General features: G+C 38.6%; 11 protein-coding genes. 9 read left to right on the forward strand and 2 right to left on the reverse strand.

What is annotated here, in order from left to right; translation table 11 throughout:
• Positions 1 to 129: 129 nt before the first annotated feature.
• From AC07YT_RS13430 to AC07YT_RS13440, 3 genes are all read left to right on the forward strand, one after another.
• Positions 130 to 1,326, forward strand: a complete 1,197-nt coding sequence (locus AC07YT_RS13430; protein WP_086548594.1) for an anhydro-N-acetylmuramic acid kinase — start codon at positions 130 to 132, stop codon at positions 1,324 to 1,326.
• 114 nt (positions 1,327 to 1,440) lie between these two features.
• The gene (locus AC07YT_RS13435) at positions 1,441 to 4,542 is read left to right on the forward strand and encodes a SusC/RagA family TonB-linked outer membrane protein (protein ID WP_086548595.1); all 3,102 of its coding nucleotides are present in this window, start codon (positions 1,441 to 1,443) and stop codon (positions 4,540 to 4,542) included.
• A gap of 27 nt (positions 4,543 to 4,569) precedes the next feature.
• Positions 4,570 to 5,865, forward strand: coding sequence for a RagB/SusD family nutrient uptake outer membrane protein (locus AC07YT_RS13440; protein WP_086548596.1), 1,296 nt, complete (start codon positions 4,570 to 4,572; stop codon positions 5,863 to 5,865).
• Positions 5,866 to 5,902: 37 nt separating this feature from the next.
• Here the strand turns inward: AC07YT_RS13440 and AC07YT_RS13445 are convergent, their stop codons facing one another.
• The gene (locus tag AC07YT_RS13445) at positions 5,903 to 6,649 is read right to left on the reverse strand and encodes a DeoR/GlpR family DNA-binding transcription regulator (RefSeq protein WP_086548597.1); all 747 of its coding nucleotides are present in this window, start codon (positions 6,647 to 6,649) and stop codon (positions 5,903 to 5,905) included.
• Between the two features lie 244 nt (positions 6,650 to 6,893).
• Between AC07YT_RS13445 and AC07YT_RS13450 the strand changes: the two genes are divergently transcribed.
• From AC07YT_RS13450 to AC07YT_RS13460, 3 genes are read left to right on the forward strand one after another with little or no spacing between them, the layout of a single operon-like run.
• Positions 6,894 to 9,953: a SusC/RagA family TonB-linked outer membrane protein gene (locus AC07YT_RS13450; protein WP_086548598.1), complete on the forward strand. Its 3,060-nt coding sequence runs from the start codon at positions 6,894 to 6,896 to the stop codon at positions 9,951 to 9,953.
• A 12-nt stretch (positions 9,954 to 9,965) separates the two neighbouring features.
• Entirely contained in the window at positions 9,966 to 11,474 is a 1,509-nt protein-coding gene (locus AC07YT_RS13455; RefSeq protein WP_086548599.1) for a SusD/RagB family nutrient-binding outer membrane lipoprotein, read from the forward strand.
• 16 nt (positions 11,475 to 11,490) lie between these two features.
• Positions 11,491 to 11,934, forward strand: coding sequence for a hypothetical protein (locus tag AC07YT_RS13460; RefSeq protein WP_086548600.1), 444 nt, complete (start codon positions 11,491 to 11,493; stop codon positions 11,932 to 11,934).
• Between the two features lie 61 nt (positions 11,935 to 11,995).
• On the opposite strand, the gene AC07YT_RS13465 is transcribed toward AC07YT_RS13460, so the two are convergent.
• Positions 11,996 to 12,598, reverse strand: coding sequence for a porin family protein (locus AC07YT_RS13465; protein ID WP_086548601.1), 603 nt, complete (start codon positions 12,596 to 12,598; stop codon positions 11,996 to 11,998).
• Positions 12,599 to 12,852: 254 nt separating this feature from the next.
• Here AC07YT_RS13465 and AC07YT_RS13470 point away from each other — a divergent pair, with 254 nt between their 5' ends.
• The 3 genes from AC07YT_RS13470 to AC07YT_RS13480 all read left to right on the forward strand — a co-directional run bounded on the left by AC07YT_RS13470 (position 12,853) and on the right by AC07YT_RS13480 (position 16,300).
• Positions 12,853 to 13,068, forward strand: coding sequence for a hypothetical protein (locus tag AC07YT_RS13470; RefSeq protein WP_025141830.1), 216 nt, complete (start codon positions 12,853 to 12,855; stop codon positions 13,066 to 13,068).
• 186 nt (positions 13,069 to 13,254) lie between these two features.
• Positions 13,255 to 14,946 carry a S41 family peptidase gene (locus AC07YT_RS13475; RefSeq protein WP_086548602.1) on the forward strand — a complete coding sequence of 564 codons (1,692 nt, stop codon included), beginning with the start codon at positions 13,255 to 13,257 and terminating at the stop codon, positions 14,944 to 14,946.
• 28 nt (positions 14,947 to 14,974) lie between these two features.
• A complete protein-coding gene (locus AC07YT_RS13480; protein WP_086548603.1) occupies positions 14,975 to 16,300 on the forward strand; it encodes an alpha-L-fucosidase in 1,326 nt (441 codons plus the stop codon).
• Positions 16,301 to 16,368: the final 68 nt, after the last annotated feature.

Below are 16,368 nucleotides of genomic sequence, written 5' to 3' on the forward strand. Positions count from 1 at the left end.
CGGAGCAGTAAATATAGAGAGTTATGCCCAATTTGTAACAAAGGTTATTTACTTTTATTGCAAGTATTTATATAAAATTCGATTAAAGGGGCAGACAAACGTTTGATCTTTTTCAGATAAAAAACCAATATGAACACACAGATTGAAAAGTTGTATTCGAAAGCAGCGAAATCGGAACGGTTAATTATAGGATTGATGAGTGGCACATCAATGGATGGGCTGGATATTGCGCTTTGTTTGGTTAAAGGAAGCGGTGCCGATACCGATATCCAAATTTTAGAATTTAAAACCGGCAATTATTCCGATGATTTCAGGGCCAAAATAAAAGCCGTTTTTTCTAAAAAAGAAGTCGACTTACAGCTGGTATGCCTGATGAACGAACATATTGCAAATACCCATGCACAGCTCATAAACGAAGCGCTAAAAGAATGGGGTTATCAAAATGAAGCTATCGATTTTATTGCCAGCCACGGCCAAACGATTTTTCATGCGCCAAAATCTCTGCATCAACTGGCCGATTACCCCAATGGTACCTTACAAATTGGTGATGGTGATCATATTGCATTAAGGACTGGAATCATCACCCTTTCTGATTTTAGGCAAAAACATTTGGCTGCCGGGGGCGAAGGTGCGCCATTGGCTGTGTATGGCGATTATTTGATCTTTTCGAAAGCCGGTGAAGATCGGGTGATGTTAAATATAGGTGGCATAGCAAATTTCACTTATTTACCAGGAAGTACCGATGCCAGTGAAATTTTTTCGACGGATGTTGGCCCCGGAAATACCTTGATGGATCAGTATATGCAAAAGCACTTTAATCAATTTTATGATAAAAATGCCGCTGTCGCTTTGGCTGGCGAATTTAATTCCAGTCTATTGGCTGCGCTGTTAAATTGCAGCTTCTTTGATTTAGATTTCCCTAAAACGACGGGGCCGGAGCTATTTAATCTGGAATATTTAATCCGCGCACAAGAACAGTCTTCAACAACAAATTTAAGTAAGGAAGATGTGATGGCTACCCTATGCCATTTTTCTGCAGAAACCACTACCAATGCAATTAAACGTTGTTTTGGTGATGATGCTAAAGCACAGGTTTTTATGAGTGGCGGCGGAATGCATAATCCTTTACTGGTGCAGCTTCTTCAAAGCAAGCTACCTTATTGCAAATTCCAAACCACTGATGATTTAAATATTAATCCCGATGCAAAAGAGGCTGTTTTGTTTGCTGTGTTAGCCAATGAAACCCTTTGCGGAAAACCGATCAGTTTTGGAAACAGGCAAGGTGTACCCTCGGTTTGCATGGGTAAAATTAGTTTGCCAGCTTAATAAAATATGATCGTTTTACGAATTGTAAAGCAGTTTGTACCTGTTAAAAATTTGGTTTGTGCGGTATTTTGTTAAATTTGTTTTAACACTAATCTTCTAACAAAACCAAATTTTATGGAAAAAAGTTACCTAAAATGGTCACCAGGATTCTTCGCGATTTTGTTGATCCCATTTCTGCTGCTCTTATTTACAGGAATGGCACAGGCACAAAACAAACGGTATACCATAAGTGGTAAGGTTACCGATGCCTCTAATAACAGTCCTGTCCCTGGCGCTGTTGTAAAAATTATGAATACCAATCTCGTAACAAGCACAAGTTCATCCGGGACGTATAGCTTTTCGGTTGATTTGGCGCCGGGTAAATACCAGATACAGATTTCTTTTATCGGCTTTAAATCAAATATCGAATCTGTAATACTTGGCGATAATACCACCGTTCAGGCCAATAGTGCTTTAAGTGGCGATGCAGTGGGGCTGGATGAAGTTATTGTTACGGGTACCTCTCAGGGAACTACCCGTAAACAGCTCGGTAGTTATGTGAGTACAGTAAAGGGTGATGATTTAAATAAAGCACCTAGTGGAAATGCCCTGGCCTCACTACAAGGTAAAACACCTGGTGCACAGATTAGTCAAAACTCCGGTGATCCGGCAGGAGGGATATCTGTTCGTTTAAGAGGGGTAAGCTCGGTTAACTCATCTTCTGAGCCACTATACATCATCGATGGTGTAATTGTAAACAATTCTACAACCAGAGTAACCAATACCTCAGCCAATTATGATGGTGGAAACTTTGTTGGAAGTATTGGACAAAACCGGATGGTGGATATCAGCCCGTCTGATATTGATCATATTGAGGTTTTAAATGGTGCTGCCGCTGCAGCAATCTACGGATCGAGGGCAAATGCAGGCGTAATCCAGATTTTTACCAAGAGAGGTAAAACCGGCGAGCCGCAAGTGAGCTTTAGCACAAGTTTAACAATCAGCGAGCTTCGTAAACAAATTGAGGTAAACCAGGCGCCTGTTCGGTTTGGGGACAATGCGAACTCTGTGACGCAAGATGTTATTCAAACAGTTCCACCCACTCCTGGTGCCACTCCTGTTTTACAGACCGCGAAAACTCCAGTTACCAGATATAACTATCAGGACTATATTTTTCATACCGGTGTAGGTACTGATAATTCCGTTTCTGTTTCAGGTGGAAACGATAATACCAAGTTTTACACCTCGGCAGGGTATTTTTTAAATCAAGGGATTATAAAGAATACAGATTTCAAAAGAATGAACTTCAGGGCAAACCTGGATCAAAAGATTAATAACTGGGCTAAAATGACCGCTGGCTTTAATTATATACACAGTGATGCCAACGAAAAACCAGATGGGAATTCATTCTTTTCACCAATGAACTCAGTTACTATTATTGGTAATTTTCACGACATTTTTGCAAGAGATGTACTTGGTAACTTACAGGCTGTTGGCGAACGCGGCCGTGTAAATCCGGTTTCTGTTATTGAAGATATCAAGCAGCGCCAGTTTACCAATCGTATTATTGCCAATTTAGGCTTAAAGCTTAACCCGGTAAAAAACCTAACTATCGATTACACCATGGGGGTTGATAATTCAATTCAAAACGGAACAACATTTATTCCGCCCTTTACCTATAATGTAAGTACGGGTTTTTATGGTGGCGGAGCTAGTTTAGACCCGTCGTTAAATGGTTATGCGAGTGCGGCAAATGCCACTACCACACTATTTAATAATGAATTAAATTTTACCTACGATGCAAAAATATCTGATCTGTTAAGTTCTACAACGCAATTGGGTGGTTCTTATCAATATCAAAAAGACCTGTACAGTTTGCTAAACGGACGTGGGTTAGCGCCTTTTGTTCAGGTGGTAAACGGAGCAAGTACTGTTTTGGCAAATGTTGATAGTCGTTCAGAATTTTCCATTAGCGGCGCTTATTTACAACAAAATTTTAAATATAAAGACCATTTGTTTGTAACTGGAGCCATTAGAGTAGATCAATCTACTGTATTTGGGGAAGACAATAGAACGCAATTTTATCCTAAGGCTAATGTGAGTTATGTATTGTCATCTGCCGATTATTGGAAAGATTTTGGTGTATCATCATGGTGGAATGCTTTCAAACTAAGAGCCGCTTATGGCCAGTCAGGAAATTTAACAGGGATTGGCGCATACGATCGTTTCAACATTTATTCACCAAGTGCGCTAAACAGCAAAACATCTTTAACCTCTTTAGCAACATTGGCTAATACTGGTGTAAAACCAGAGCGCCAGAAAGAGCTTGAAATCGGTACAGATATGTCATTTTTTAACAATCGCTTAGGTTTAACTTTTAGTTATTATAATAAAAACGTAACTGATTTATTATTACCGGTTGTAATTGCGCCAACAACTGGTTTTTCTAGTCTGTTAGACAATATCAGCGGTACTTTAAAAAATAAAGGGATCGAGTTAATGCTTACCGGTGTGCCAGTTAAAACGGAAGACTTTAGCTGGACATCGACCCTGATCTACAACAGAAATAGAAATAAAATTGAGGGTTCAGGTGCACAGAGATTAATTTCAACCAATGCTGGCGCACCTGTTTCCATCACTGATGGTTATCCGGTTGGTGTTTTTTATGGGACATATTTTGAGCGGACATCCACCGGAGATATTGCAACAAACCCTGCTGGTATTCCTTTAACTGCAGGTCAGGCTGCAGGTAATGTTTTGCGTAAAGTAATCGGCGATCCGAACCCAGATTATACAGGGTCTTTTGTCAACGATTTTACCTACAAAAAATTAAGCTTACACATTCAATTGGATGCTGTTCAAGGTGGGGATGTATGGAATGCGGATTGGAGAACTCGTCAAGGTGTAGGTAATGGCAAGGTTGCTGAAGCAGAGCAGCTGGGCCAATTGCCCAGAGGTTACGTGGCTGGTGCATATAATGTAGAAGAATGGCGTATTGACGACGGATCTTTTGTGAAATTGAGAGAGATTTCTTTAAGCTATAACATTGGAAAGGTAAAGTTTGTTAAAGATCTTACCATAAATATTAGTGGTAGAAACCTGGTTTCATGGGATAATTATAAGGGCTATGATCCAGAGTTAAATGCAGGTGGCCAATCAACAATTTTAAGAAATATCGATTTTGGTGCGGTACCGATTCCACGAACGTTTTCTTTCGGTTTACAAGCTAAGTTCTAATTAATTGAAAAAATAAATCATATTAAGATGAAAAATTCAAGATCAAAATATATTCACTACATATTTTTCTTTGCATTGGCCGTTTCACTGGCTGCTTGTAAAAAGGAATATTTAAATCCTAACGCTGCTGTGGCAGATGATGTGCTCCTTTCCGCGAGAGGTTTGACAGGGGTTACGGTTGGCCTTCAGAAGAATTTCTCCACAACAAGGGCAGGGCTACTGTATGCTGCAATTACTGTTAATGGTATTACTACCAATGAGTTAATTTCTGTTAATACAGGAAATACCAATGAAGATCGGTTAATGACAGGCGGAGTGCAGGTAGATGGTGCAAATTCGGTATTGTTAAATGTTTGGACCAGTTCAAATAAAATCATCTACGATGCAGATAATGTGATTAATAATGCGGCTAATCTTGGCGATAAAGGTTTGGCTTCGGGTTTAATTGCACATGCCAGTATTTTTAAAGCTCTGGCTTTAGGTAATTTGTCGGAATTTTGGGAAAAAGTTCCAGCAGGAACGGGGCAAAATGTAACTTTTATAACAAGGACGGAGGGTTTTAATAAAGCTATTGCAACTATTGATAATGCTTTGGCCTTGATTGCTGCAAATCCAATCAGCACCTCGTTTTTGAGCAACATTCCTACAGGAGTAGATATTCCGAATACGTTGAATGCATTAAAAGCACGTTACGCCTTATTTGTTGGAAACTATGCCGTTGCATTAAGCAGCGCCAATGCTGTTGATCTAACCAAAAGATCGTCGTTCACTTACGATGCGCAAAATCTCAATCCCATTTTTGAAATTGCTACCTCTACTAATAATGTTATTCAACCAAAAAATATAAACTTAGGGCAAACTGGCGCGAATATTCCAGATGCAGGTGATGCCAGGATTCCATTTTATACTACAATTAATACAACTGTACGTATCAATGGTTTTGGTGCGGCTAGCTTAGCGCCAATTCCAGTTTATCTGCCTGGCGAAATGACTTTAATTAAGGCAGAGGCCTATGCCCGTCAAGCTACGCCGAACTTAACTTCTTCGCTTACTGAGCTGAATAAGATTGTAACCAAAACTGCTGCTACAGATCCTTTTGGTGTTGGTGCGGCATTGCCAGCACTAACAGGTCCTTATACACAGCAACAGCTGTTAGACCTGATTTACAAACACCGTTGTATCGAACTCTTTATGTCTGGACTAAAACTGGAAGATATGAGAAGGTTCAATCAGCCATTAACCGATCGTAAACGTAATTTTTTTCCTTATCCTTTCGCAGAAAGAGATAACAATACTAACACCCCTGCAGATCCAACTTTCTAGCAGCATAAAAAGAGCCCCGATTTCATCGGGGCTCTTTTTATAAAATATTCAATTCTTTAGCACGGTAACCGGCTAAAGATTCGTGTTCTACTTCTAACTCGGTGATTAAATAGCTTATATTTTCTATCGGGCAAACTTTAAGCCTCAATGTGATATCTAGTTTTTCTGAAATACAAAGCACCGCTGTTTTTTTCGCGCAGGCTACCATGGCCTTTTTGAGCTGGTTAATTTCCCAATCGGTATCAGTTAGTCCTTCTTCCGGGTGTATCGCACTTGTACCCATTAAGCATAAATCGACCTTAATTTCAGCTAATTGACTAATTACATGGCCGCCATAGGTTATCTGAGAGTTTTTTGAAAAAAGACCACCAATTAATATCACTTCAATATTGTTGTATTTGGCCAGTTCTACAGCAACAAGCGGACTAATGGTAAAGAATGTGGCGCCCAGGTGTTGTGGTAACTGTTTAACAAATTCTAAGATCGTTGTGCCTCCGCCAATGAGCACCACCATGCCGTCTTTGATCAAACGGATTGTTTTTTTTGCAATCACAATTTTACTATCTCTTGCATATACAGTACTATCATCGAAAGAGCTATGATATGATTTAGATAAAGCTCCGCCATGCACTTTAAACAGTAGGCCATCATCAACAAGTTCCTGCAAGTCTCGTCTGATCGTGTCTTCCGAAACATTAAGCAATTGAACCAGATCTGAGGTTAGCACCCGGTTGTGCAGGTTAATCTGGCGCATGATGAAATCGTGACGTTCTTTTTTCAGCATAAATCATTTGATTTTCTACGAATGTATAAAAACATTTTAAAAATATATTATTTGCGTGTTTGTGCGTGTTTATGCAATAATGTTTTGTGTGATAGCTAAATATACTTTATTTAAATGTTTTTTTATTGAAAAACATTTATGATATTAGCTAAATATTAAAGTAAAATGCGTTATTATGCGTGTTTTGGCAAACAATAAAAACTAACAACTAAACAATCACTTCATTCCCCTAAACTGGCAGTTTATGAAAAAAAAACTACTATTAATTTTTCTTGGTACGTTTTTGTTGCTGGCTCACGCCATCGCGCAGCAAATAACCGTTACCGGTAAGGTTACATCGGCTGATGGACCTTTACCAGGCGTTTCCATTCGAGTGAAAGGAAGCACAGTCGTTTCGCAAACCAATGCAGATGGAAATTATTCTATAAAAGCTTTGAAAAATGAAACACTACAATTTTCTTTTATTGGCTATAAAACCGTAGAACGAGTTATTGGAAATACGGTAATTAATATCGTGTTGGTAAACGATGCTAGCAACTTAGATGAAGTTGTTGTAACAGCATTTAATGTCGCCCAAGATCGAAAAAGTATTAACTATGCTTTTCAAAATGTGAAGTCGAAAGATATCGAAGAGTCTAGGCAGCAAAATATTGTCAATGCCTTGCAAGGTAAAATCGCCGGTGCAGTTATCACAAGCTCAGGCGGTGGCCCGGGAGAAGGCTCTGCAATTATTCTTCGTGGAGGTACTTCTCTGGATGGGGATAACCAACCGCTATTTGTTGTTGACGGAGTACCATTGGATAATAGCTCTTTTGTAGAATCAACGGCGCCCGGAGCAGGAAGTGCTTTCAATGGTGTATTAGGTCGTAGTGTTGGTACTCCCAATCGTGCATCAGATATTAATCCGGATGATATAGAAAGTGTAACCGTTTTAAAAGGACCGGCTGCTGCGGCATTATACGGCTTAAAGGCTGGTAATGGTGCTATTATCATCACAACTAAAAAAGGGAAAACTGGTTCAACAACAATAACATATAATAATGTGTTTTCTTGGGATAATGTAATCAGATTACCAGAAACTCAATCCATCTATAAACAAGGAACTGCCGGGATTTATAACCTTACCAGTAGAGATTCGTACGGCTCAGAGTTTGCGCCAGGCGAAACCATTTACGATAATTTAGGAGATTTCTTCGTTACAGGTAAATCACAAACACATAATTTAAGTGTTTCTGGTGGTTCTGATAAATACACGTTTAGGTTTTCAGCATCTAATGCTAACCAAAACGGAGTTGTCCCTCAAACGGATTATGGTAAAACTTCTGTTAGGCTATCAGGAAGTGCGATAGCCAGTGAAAAATTTACTTTTACCGGATCGGCCAACTATATGAGAACAACAGGCAGACGACCACTACAGGGACCTGGCTTGTTCGGTGGTACTGGTGGATTTTTGGTAAGCATATTCAATTGGCCCAAGAATGATAATATGAAGGATTATTTAAGCCCTGATGGCACCAGAAGGCGACTACTGGCAAGTGCTACGGGAGATACAGATAACCCATATTTCACCATTGATAAAAATCCGCAGACAGATTCAAATGATCGCTTTTTAGGTAATGCGGGTGCTGAATACAGACCTTTCAAATGGCTTAAAGTAAATTATACCCTCGGTACCGATTTATACACGGAAAGAATTCAAAGTGTAAGGGCCGTGGGAACATCGCTGCCTAATAACTTCAATGGAGGAATAGGACAAACAGTTAATACGTTTCAGAGTTTAACTTCCAACCTCTTAATTAGTGCAGAACAAAGTTTCGGAGATTTTAGTACCTCGCTTTTGGTTGGTAATGCGGTAGATCAAACCAAATTTTCTACTGTTGATTACTTAGGTTTAATTTTTCAAAATCCAGATTTCATCAGCGTAAACAATACTGTAAACAGAAGTTTGATAGAAAGAAATTCGCTTAAGCGAATTATCGGCGCTTTTGGAAGTTTCAACGCTGACTGGAAAAAAACTATTTTCTTAAATTTAACAGGCCGTAACGATTGGTCATCTACACTTCCTACCAAAAACAGGTCATTCTTTTATCCTTCGGTAAGTTTGGGGTATGAATTTACAAAATCCTTGAATTTAGAGAGTAATAAGTGGCTTAGTTATGGAAAACTTAGACTTTCTTATGCTGATGTAGGAAAAGATACTAGTCCATACAGAGTAGAATCTCCTTTACAATCAAATACATTTATTGGTGGAGGTTTTAGATATGGTTTCTTTGGTAATAACCCGGAGTTGAAGCCAGAAAGGCGGACATCATTTGAAGCAGGCTTGGATCTACAGTTTTTTGATCAAAGATTAAGGTTGGATGCTACTGTTTATAGAGATAGAACAAAAGATCAGATTATAGCACCAAGGGTGAGTCAGGCAACTGGATTTATTTTACAATATATTAATGGCGGATTAGTAGAAAATAGAGGTGTTGAATTAATGTTATCTGGCACACCAATTAGAAACAAAAATTTTAACTGGGATATTAACTTCAACTTTGCTTCTAATAAAAATGAAGTTTTATCATTGCCTTATCCACTTACTATTGTGAGGAATTCTGATGCATCAATTATAAACGTTGCGGAAGGGGCTTCCTATCCGGGAAAATCTTTAACCTCAATTAGTGCGACAGATTATATCAGAGATCCTGAAGGACGGATTATTATTGATGCCAACGGTTATCCAACATTTAATACCTTATTTACTTATGCTGGCGACAGAGCACCGAAGTTTACAATGGGGCTTAATAATACCTTTAGATATAAAAATTTAGAATTTAGTTTCTTGGTGGATATCAGAAAAGGTGGCGACGTAATTAATGGTAATGAATGGGAATTAGTGAGAAGTGGATTAAGTATGCAAACCGCAGAACGTAATAAACCAGTGATTTTTGAGGGTGTTGTTAAAAATGCAGATGGCAGTTTTAGTCCAAATACCAAACAGGTTGAATTAACCCAGGGATACTTTGAAAATAATTTGGCTGCTGTTGGTACGGCATTTATTGAAGATGGATCTTGGATTAGATTGAGATCAGCAACCATTAATTATACATTGAATAGAAAGTATCTTCCTAAGTTTTTCTCTACACTAAATCTATTTGTAACCGGTAGAAATCTTGTTCTGCTGACTAATTATTCAGGTATCGACCCTGAAGTAGGGGTTTCGGGTGCCGGTGTTAGAGGAGGTGGCTCTGCTGGATTAGATTATGGTGGGGTTCCTAGTAGAAGAGGTTTTGATTTAGGTTTGAAGGTTGGTTTTTAATTGATTATAGTTATGAAAAGAATAATAATATTTATAATAGCGGTAACCTTCATTACGAGTGTTATATCTTGTAAAAAAGGATTTTTAGATGTAAATACGGATCCAAATAATCCAACATCTACAACCCCTAATTTTTTACTTCCAAGTATTATTTCGAATGGTTTTTCTATGCAGGCCTTCGAAGCTTACCAATTTACGGGTCTTTTCACTCAGAATATTGGTAGAAGGGGTGCCCCAAACGGAGCATTTGAGCAATATTACTTAGCACCAAATGTAAGACCGTTCCAGGATACATATCAAATTGTTGGAGCAAATATTCCACCAATGATTGATATTGCACAGAAAGAAGGTTCGCCTTATTATGTAGGCGCAGGTAAAATCATGTATGCGCTTATTTTAGCTCATGCTACAGATCTATTAGGGGATATTCCGTATACAGAAGCATTTAAGCCCGCTTTAACAATTTCTCCAAAATATGATACTCAAGAATCGATTTATGCAGCCGTAAACAAATTATTGGATGAAGGAATTGTAGAATTGCAAAAGCCTGCATCAAGCAATAGCAGGCCATTCTACATTAGTACTCCGAGTATCAGTGGTGATATTCTTTATAAAGGCAATACCGCATTATGGATTAAACTTGCATACTCTATTAAAGCAAGACAGGCTAATCATTTAACAAAAAAATCATCTTATAATCCAACAGCAGTATTAGATTTGATTGATAAGGGTTTAAGTTCGAATTCTGAAGATGCTCAACTACAATGGCAGGCTGTAACCAGCACGGTATTAAATTCTACAAATGTATTTGGTGCAACACGGAATAACATGTCTGCATTAACATATGGCAGATTTTTGATAGAAATGCTAAATGGTAAAAACTTGTTAGGTGATGCAGCTCTTCCCGATGATCCGCGACTTGCAATTATGGCAACCGCCACAAGCACAGGAACACAACCTGGTGCTAATAATGCTCAGGCATTAGGAACGGGTGTTGTTTCTGATTTCTACACAAGCTGGTATGCAACAGAAGTTTATAACGCAGCTAATAATTCAGGAGTCTTTCAGATTTTAACCAATGCAGAAGTTCGCTTTATTGAAGCAGAGGCCGCGTTTAGAGCAAATAATATGCCTAGAGCTTATAAAGCATATCGCGATGGTATCATTGCTCATATGGATAAGCTGGGTGTTGCAGCCACTGCTAGGGATGCATATATGTTAACACCGGCAGTTGTACAGTTGAGCACAAGTTTAACACTAAAGGATATTATGCAGCAAAAATACATTGCGCTTTTTATGAATCCTGAAAGTTGGGCAGATATGAGGCGGTTGGATTACAGCCAGACTGTTTACCCTGGATTCTATTATCCAACAAATGCTAATCCTGTTGCAAAGGGTTTGTTTCCTCAGCGAACATTATATCCATTAACCGAAATACAACTTAACCCAGGTGAGGTTGAAAAACAGGGAGCTAATGCACAAGATTATTTTTTAAAACCATTATGGTGGAATCAACCATAATCATATACATTATAACATGAAAAAGACATTCATATTTTATCTGCTATTTGCTTTTGTAGTGGTTTTAAACGCCTGCGATCGTAGCAAAGATCCTATTTATCAAAAAATAAATGATAATAGGTTTCCTGTAATATTTTCTAACACCACTTTTGTTACTCCATCAATTCCTACTGCCGGTTTAGCAAAGGGAAGTGTTGTTAAGGTTGAACTTAATTTTTTACCAACTGATCCGGTAAAAGAAATTCAGTTTTACCAAAAAGTAGATTTGGCCGACTCAACACTTATTTCTACAATTCCTTATGCTCCTGCATTTTCGAAAAGTAAGAATTGTGATACGCTCATTTATAATTATACGGTGCCTTCAGCCCCAGCTATCGGCGCTGCAATTGTAGTTCGTGCCAGAGTTTTGAATCAGAATGGATTATTTAAAGATCGGTCATTTAACTATAAAATAAAATAACCAGATACCTTTAAATAGAAAAAGCAGCCAAGTGGCTGCTTTTTCTATTTAAAGCGATTTCTTACAAAATTTTAAAACCTAAACTCAGTTGAAATAAGTTAGGTTTTTGCGTGTACTTTTCGCTTTTACTGATGTTTGATAAACCAGCTTCATAACGCAAATCAACTGAAATACTGCCAACATCTACACCCGCACCGGCTTGTAAACCTAATGCCTGGTTTTTGTAATTGTCGAAATCGGTAGCTTGCTGGTAAGCAGAACTAAATGAAGAATTTTCGTCTAAAACAAACGAAATAACCGGACCAGCCATCAAACGGAAGTTTAAATTTTTAGCGCCAAATTTTGTTCCCAATAAAACAGGAACATCTAAAGTGGTAAATTTTACTTTTCCTTCAGCTGAAACTTCATTCCCGTTATCCTGTGTAATGCTGATAAATTTGTTGCCTTTACTGCCAATGTAGGCCTCTGGCTGTACATAAAAGCTGGCACCACCAATACGTGCCCAGGCACCAATCTGATAACCTAAACGGTTTTCTTCACTTGCGAAATCTGCATTTAACTTGGCCAAGTTTACGCCTGCTTTAACCCCAAGGTTAAAGGTTTGTGCCTTTGATGTTGCCCAACCCAAGGTTAGGAAAACAATAGAGAAGATGATCTTTTTCATGTTGTTTAAATTGTTTTTTAAGGGTTATAAAACCATAAACAGCGTTTGAGCAATTTAACCTGCGTTTTTTGTGCTATGGTTCTTTTTAAAATTTGCATCAAACCGCTGTTATACCGGGTTAGGTTTTATAACGCGGTTTTAACACAATTATCGTGCAAAAATATTCCGCGAATCTCTACTTTTTTTGTCACATCACATAAAAAGGTATTAACCTGAGCAAATATTTTTTACTTTTGCATCAAATAAAATATGCCATGGCTAATTTTCAACTTACTTCAGAAACTGCGTTTAAAGTAAAAACTAAATTTTTAAGGAAATACCGCGATCTGGCGAACGAACCTTTAGAATTTACGCCAGGCAAAGAAGATCAGTTAATTGAAGATTTAATGCGTTTGGTAAAACGCGACCGTACCTACATCGAATTTACAATTCAAAAAGCACTTGCTGATACCAAAGGGAACAGACTTTAGTTTATCTCTTTACAAAGCCATTTCTGTTTCTTTTTAGCGTAACGCTTAATTTACGCATCGACCAAATAAGCTGTTTTTAATCTTTATCGCTTTTTGTACATTTACGTTTGTACACAATTACTAAATAATCTTTCAAGCACGGCTCATCTATTAATTTGCACGATTTGGAATTAAAATATAAAGGGGATGAAAAAACTAAAATATGGTCTTTTAGCAGCAGGTTTCGGGCTGGCTGTTTTATCTTTTTCATTTAAGGAAGATTTGTTTCTGGTTTCTAAAAACCTGGATATTTTTGCTTCGCTCTATAAAGAAATCAACATTAACTATGTAGATGATACCAATGCCCCGCAATTGATGAAAACCGGTATTGATGCTATGCTGGATAGTTTAGATCCTTATACCGAGTATGTTCCCGAATCGGAAATTGAAGATTACAAGTTGAAATATGTAAGCACGCAGTACGGAGGTATTGGTGCCAGCACTGTTTTTATCGATGGCAAACTGTTTATTAACGATGTGAGTGAAGGTTATCCCGCAAATAAAAGTGAAGTTAAAGCCGGAGATCAGGTAGTGAGTATCAACGGAATTGCGGTAAAAGGTAAAGATCGTCAGGAAATTAGTCAGTTGTTGCGTGGCCCCAAAGGAACGCCGGTTGATTTGCTGGTGATCAGAGATGGTAAAGAAATTACAAAAAAACTTGTCCGTGATGAAATAAAACAACCTAACGTATCTTACTCCGGAATGGTTGGCGACGGAATAGGTTATATCAAGCTTGATAAATTTCTGGAAAATTCTGGTCAGGAAGTTAAAGATGCCCTGTTGGCTATTCAAAAAGAAAACCCCAAAGGTGTTGTTTTAGATTTGAGAAACAATGGCGGGGGTATTTTGCAGGAAGCGGTTAAAATTGTGAACCTTTTTGTGAATAAAGATCAGCTTATTGTAACCCAAAAAGGCAAAAATGTAGAGAAAAACATTGCCTATAAAACACTTTTAACCCCAGTTTCTACTTCTGTTCCGCTGGTGGTGTTGGTAAACGGAAATTCGGCCTCAGCTTCAGAAATTGTGGCCGGTTCGTTACAGGATTTAGATCGTGCCATTGTAATCGGTCAACGTAGTTACGGCAAAGGCCTGGTTCAGCAAACCTTCAACCTGCCTTATAACAGTTTGGTTAAAGTAACGGTTGCTAAATATTATACCCCATCAGGCAGGTGTATCCAAAAATTAGATTATGCACATAAAAATGCTGATGGCGTTGCAGAGCGTTTTGCCGATTCGACCATGGTCATGTACCAAACCAAAGCAGGAAGAAATGTGTACAGTGGTAATGGTGTTTATCCTGATATTGTGGTTGATGCCAAAAAGCTCAGCCCGATTACGATTTCAATGATCAATAAAAACCTGTTCTTCAACTACGCAAATCAATACCGGAAAGAGAAACCAAGTCTGGCATCAGCCAAAACGTTCCAGCTATCAGATGCAGATTATGCAACATTTTCTGGCAGCCTTGCCGATAAAGATCTGGCTTACCAAAGCCGTACCGAAAGATTGCTTTCCGATTTAAGGTTAGAGGCTGAAAAGGAAAATAAATCTGCTGAAGTGAAAACCGATCTGGAAAATCTTAAATATAAACTTACCTCTTCTAAAAAAACTGATCTGGTTAGCCATAAAGCAGAAATTAAAAGGGTTTTAGAAACACAGATTGTGAGCCGTTATTTTTACGAAAAAGGAAGAATTGAGCAAAGCTTCCAATACGATAAAGAATTGGCTGCGGCGAAAAATCTTTTTACCAATCAATCGCAGATACTGGCCATTTTAAAAGGAGATGGCAATTATAAGGTGATTGGAAAACCAACCAAAGCCACCGCATCAATAGACTAAACCCGACTAAACTATACCGCTATCCCTTATGAAGAAATTAGCCCTGATATGCCTTGTGCTATTAAGCGCCTTACAGTTAAAAGCACAGGATTATACACCTGCGGCCGCTAATTTAAAACAAAGAGCCTGGTTTAACGAAGCCCGATTCGGCTTATTTATTCATTGGGGGCCTTTTAGCATCCCGGGAAGTGGCGAATGGGTAATGAACGAACGGAAGCTGAATGTTCATAATTATACCAACCTGAAAGATTTTTTCAATCCGGTTGAATTTAATGCTGAGCAATGGGTGAGTATGGCGAAGAATGCCGGAATGAAGTACATTACGCTAATCACCCGCCATCATGACGGCTTTAGTATGTGGGATACGAAGTATTCTGACTTCAACATCATGAATACGCCTTATAAAAAAGATATTGTAAAAATGATGGCCGATGAGTGCCATAAACAAGGTATAAAACTATACCTGTATTATTCGCTGTTAGATTGGCGCAGGGAAGACTATCCGCATGAAACCGGCCGTACTGGTCAGAATTCGGGCAGAACCGGCAAAGGCGATTACGCCAGTTATTTGCAGTTTATGAAAAACCAGCTGACCGAGTTGTTAACCAATTATGGTGAAATCGGAGGGATCTGGTTTGACGGGCATTGGGATCAAACCGAACCAGAAGGATCAAAAGACCGGACTTCGCGGATTGATTGGAAATACAATGAAATTTATGGTTTAATCCACAAACTTCAACCACAATGTATGATTGGTAACAACCATCACCTTACACCCTTTGCCGGAGAAGATTTTCAGATGTTCGAGCGCGATCTTCCGGGCGAGAATAAATCGGGCTTGAGCTTTCAAAAGGCATCAGATAAATTACCACTCGAAACCTGCGAAACCATTTCAAATTCGTGGGGATATAATTTGAGCGATACCTATTACAAATCGAATAAAGAACTGGTTCATATGTTGGTTAAAGCCGCGAGTTTGGGTTCTAATCTTTTACTGAACATTGGTCCGATGCCAAGCGGTAAAATCCAGCCAGAGTTTCAAGACCGGTTAACAGGCCTGGGCGATTGGCTTAAAATTTATGGCGAAAGCATTTATGGTACAAAAGCTGGATTTATTAAACCGCAAGCCTGGGGCAGCATTACACAAAGCGACAATAAAATTTATATCCACCTGGTTGACGGAAAAACGGCATCCCTTGATTTAGAAAACGTTCCGGTAAAGAAAATTAAAAAGGCATATTTACTAAAAGATAAAAGCCCGGTAAACTATACCTTTAAAAAGTCGAAATTAACCATTACCACAACTTTAAATGGGGCAGAACCCGATCAGGTAATCGTTTTGGAGATTGGCTAAGAGGACATTTATATATGCTGTCATCCTGAACGTAGTGAAGGATCTTTCCGAATTTCAATCAAAAAAGT

It is taken from the genome of Pedobacter sp. GW460-11-11-14-TSB4, assembly GCF_059423705.1.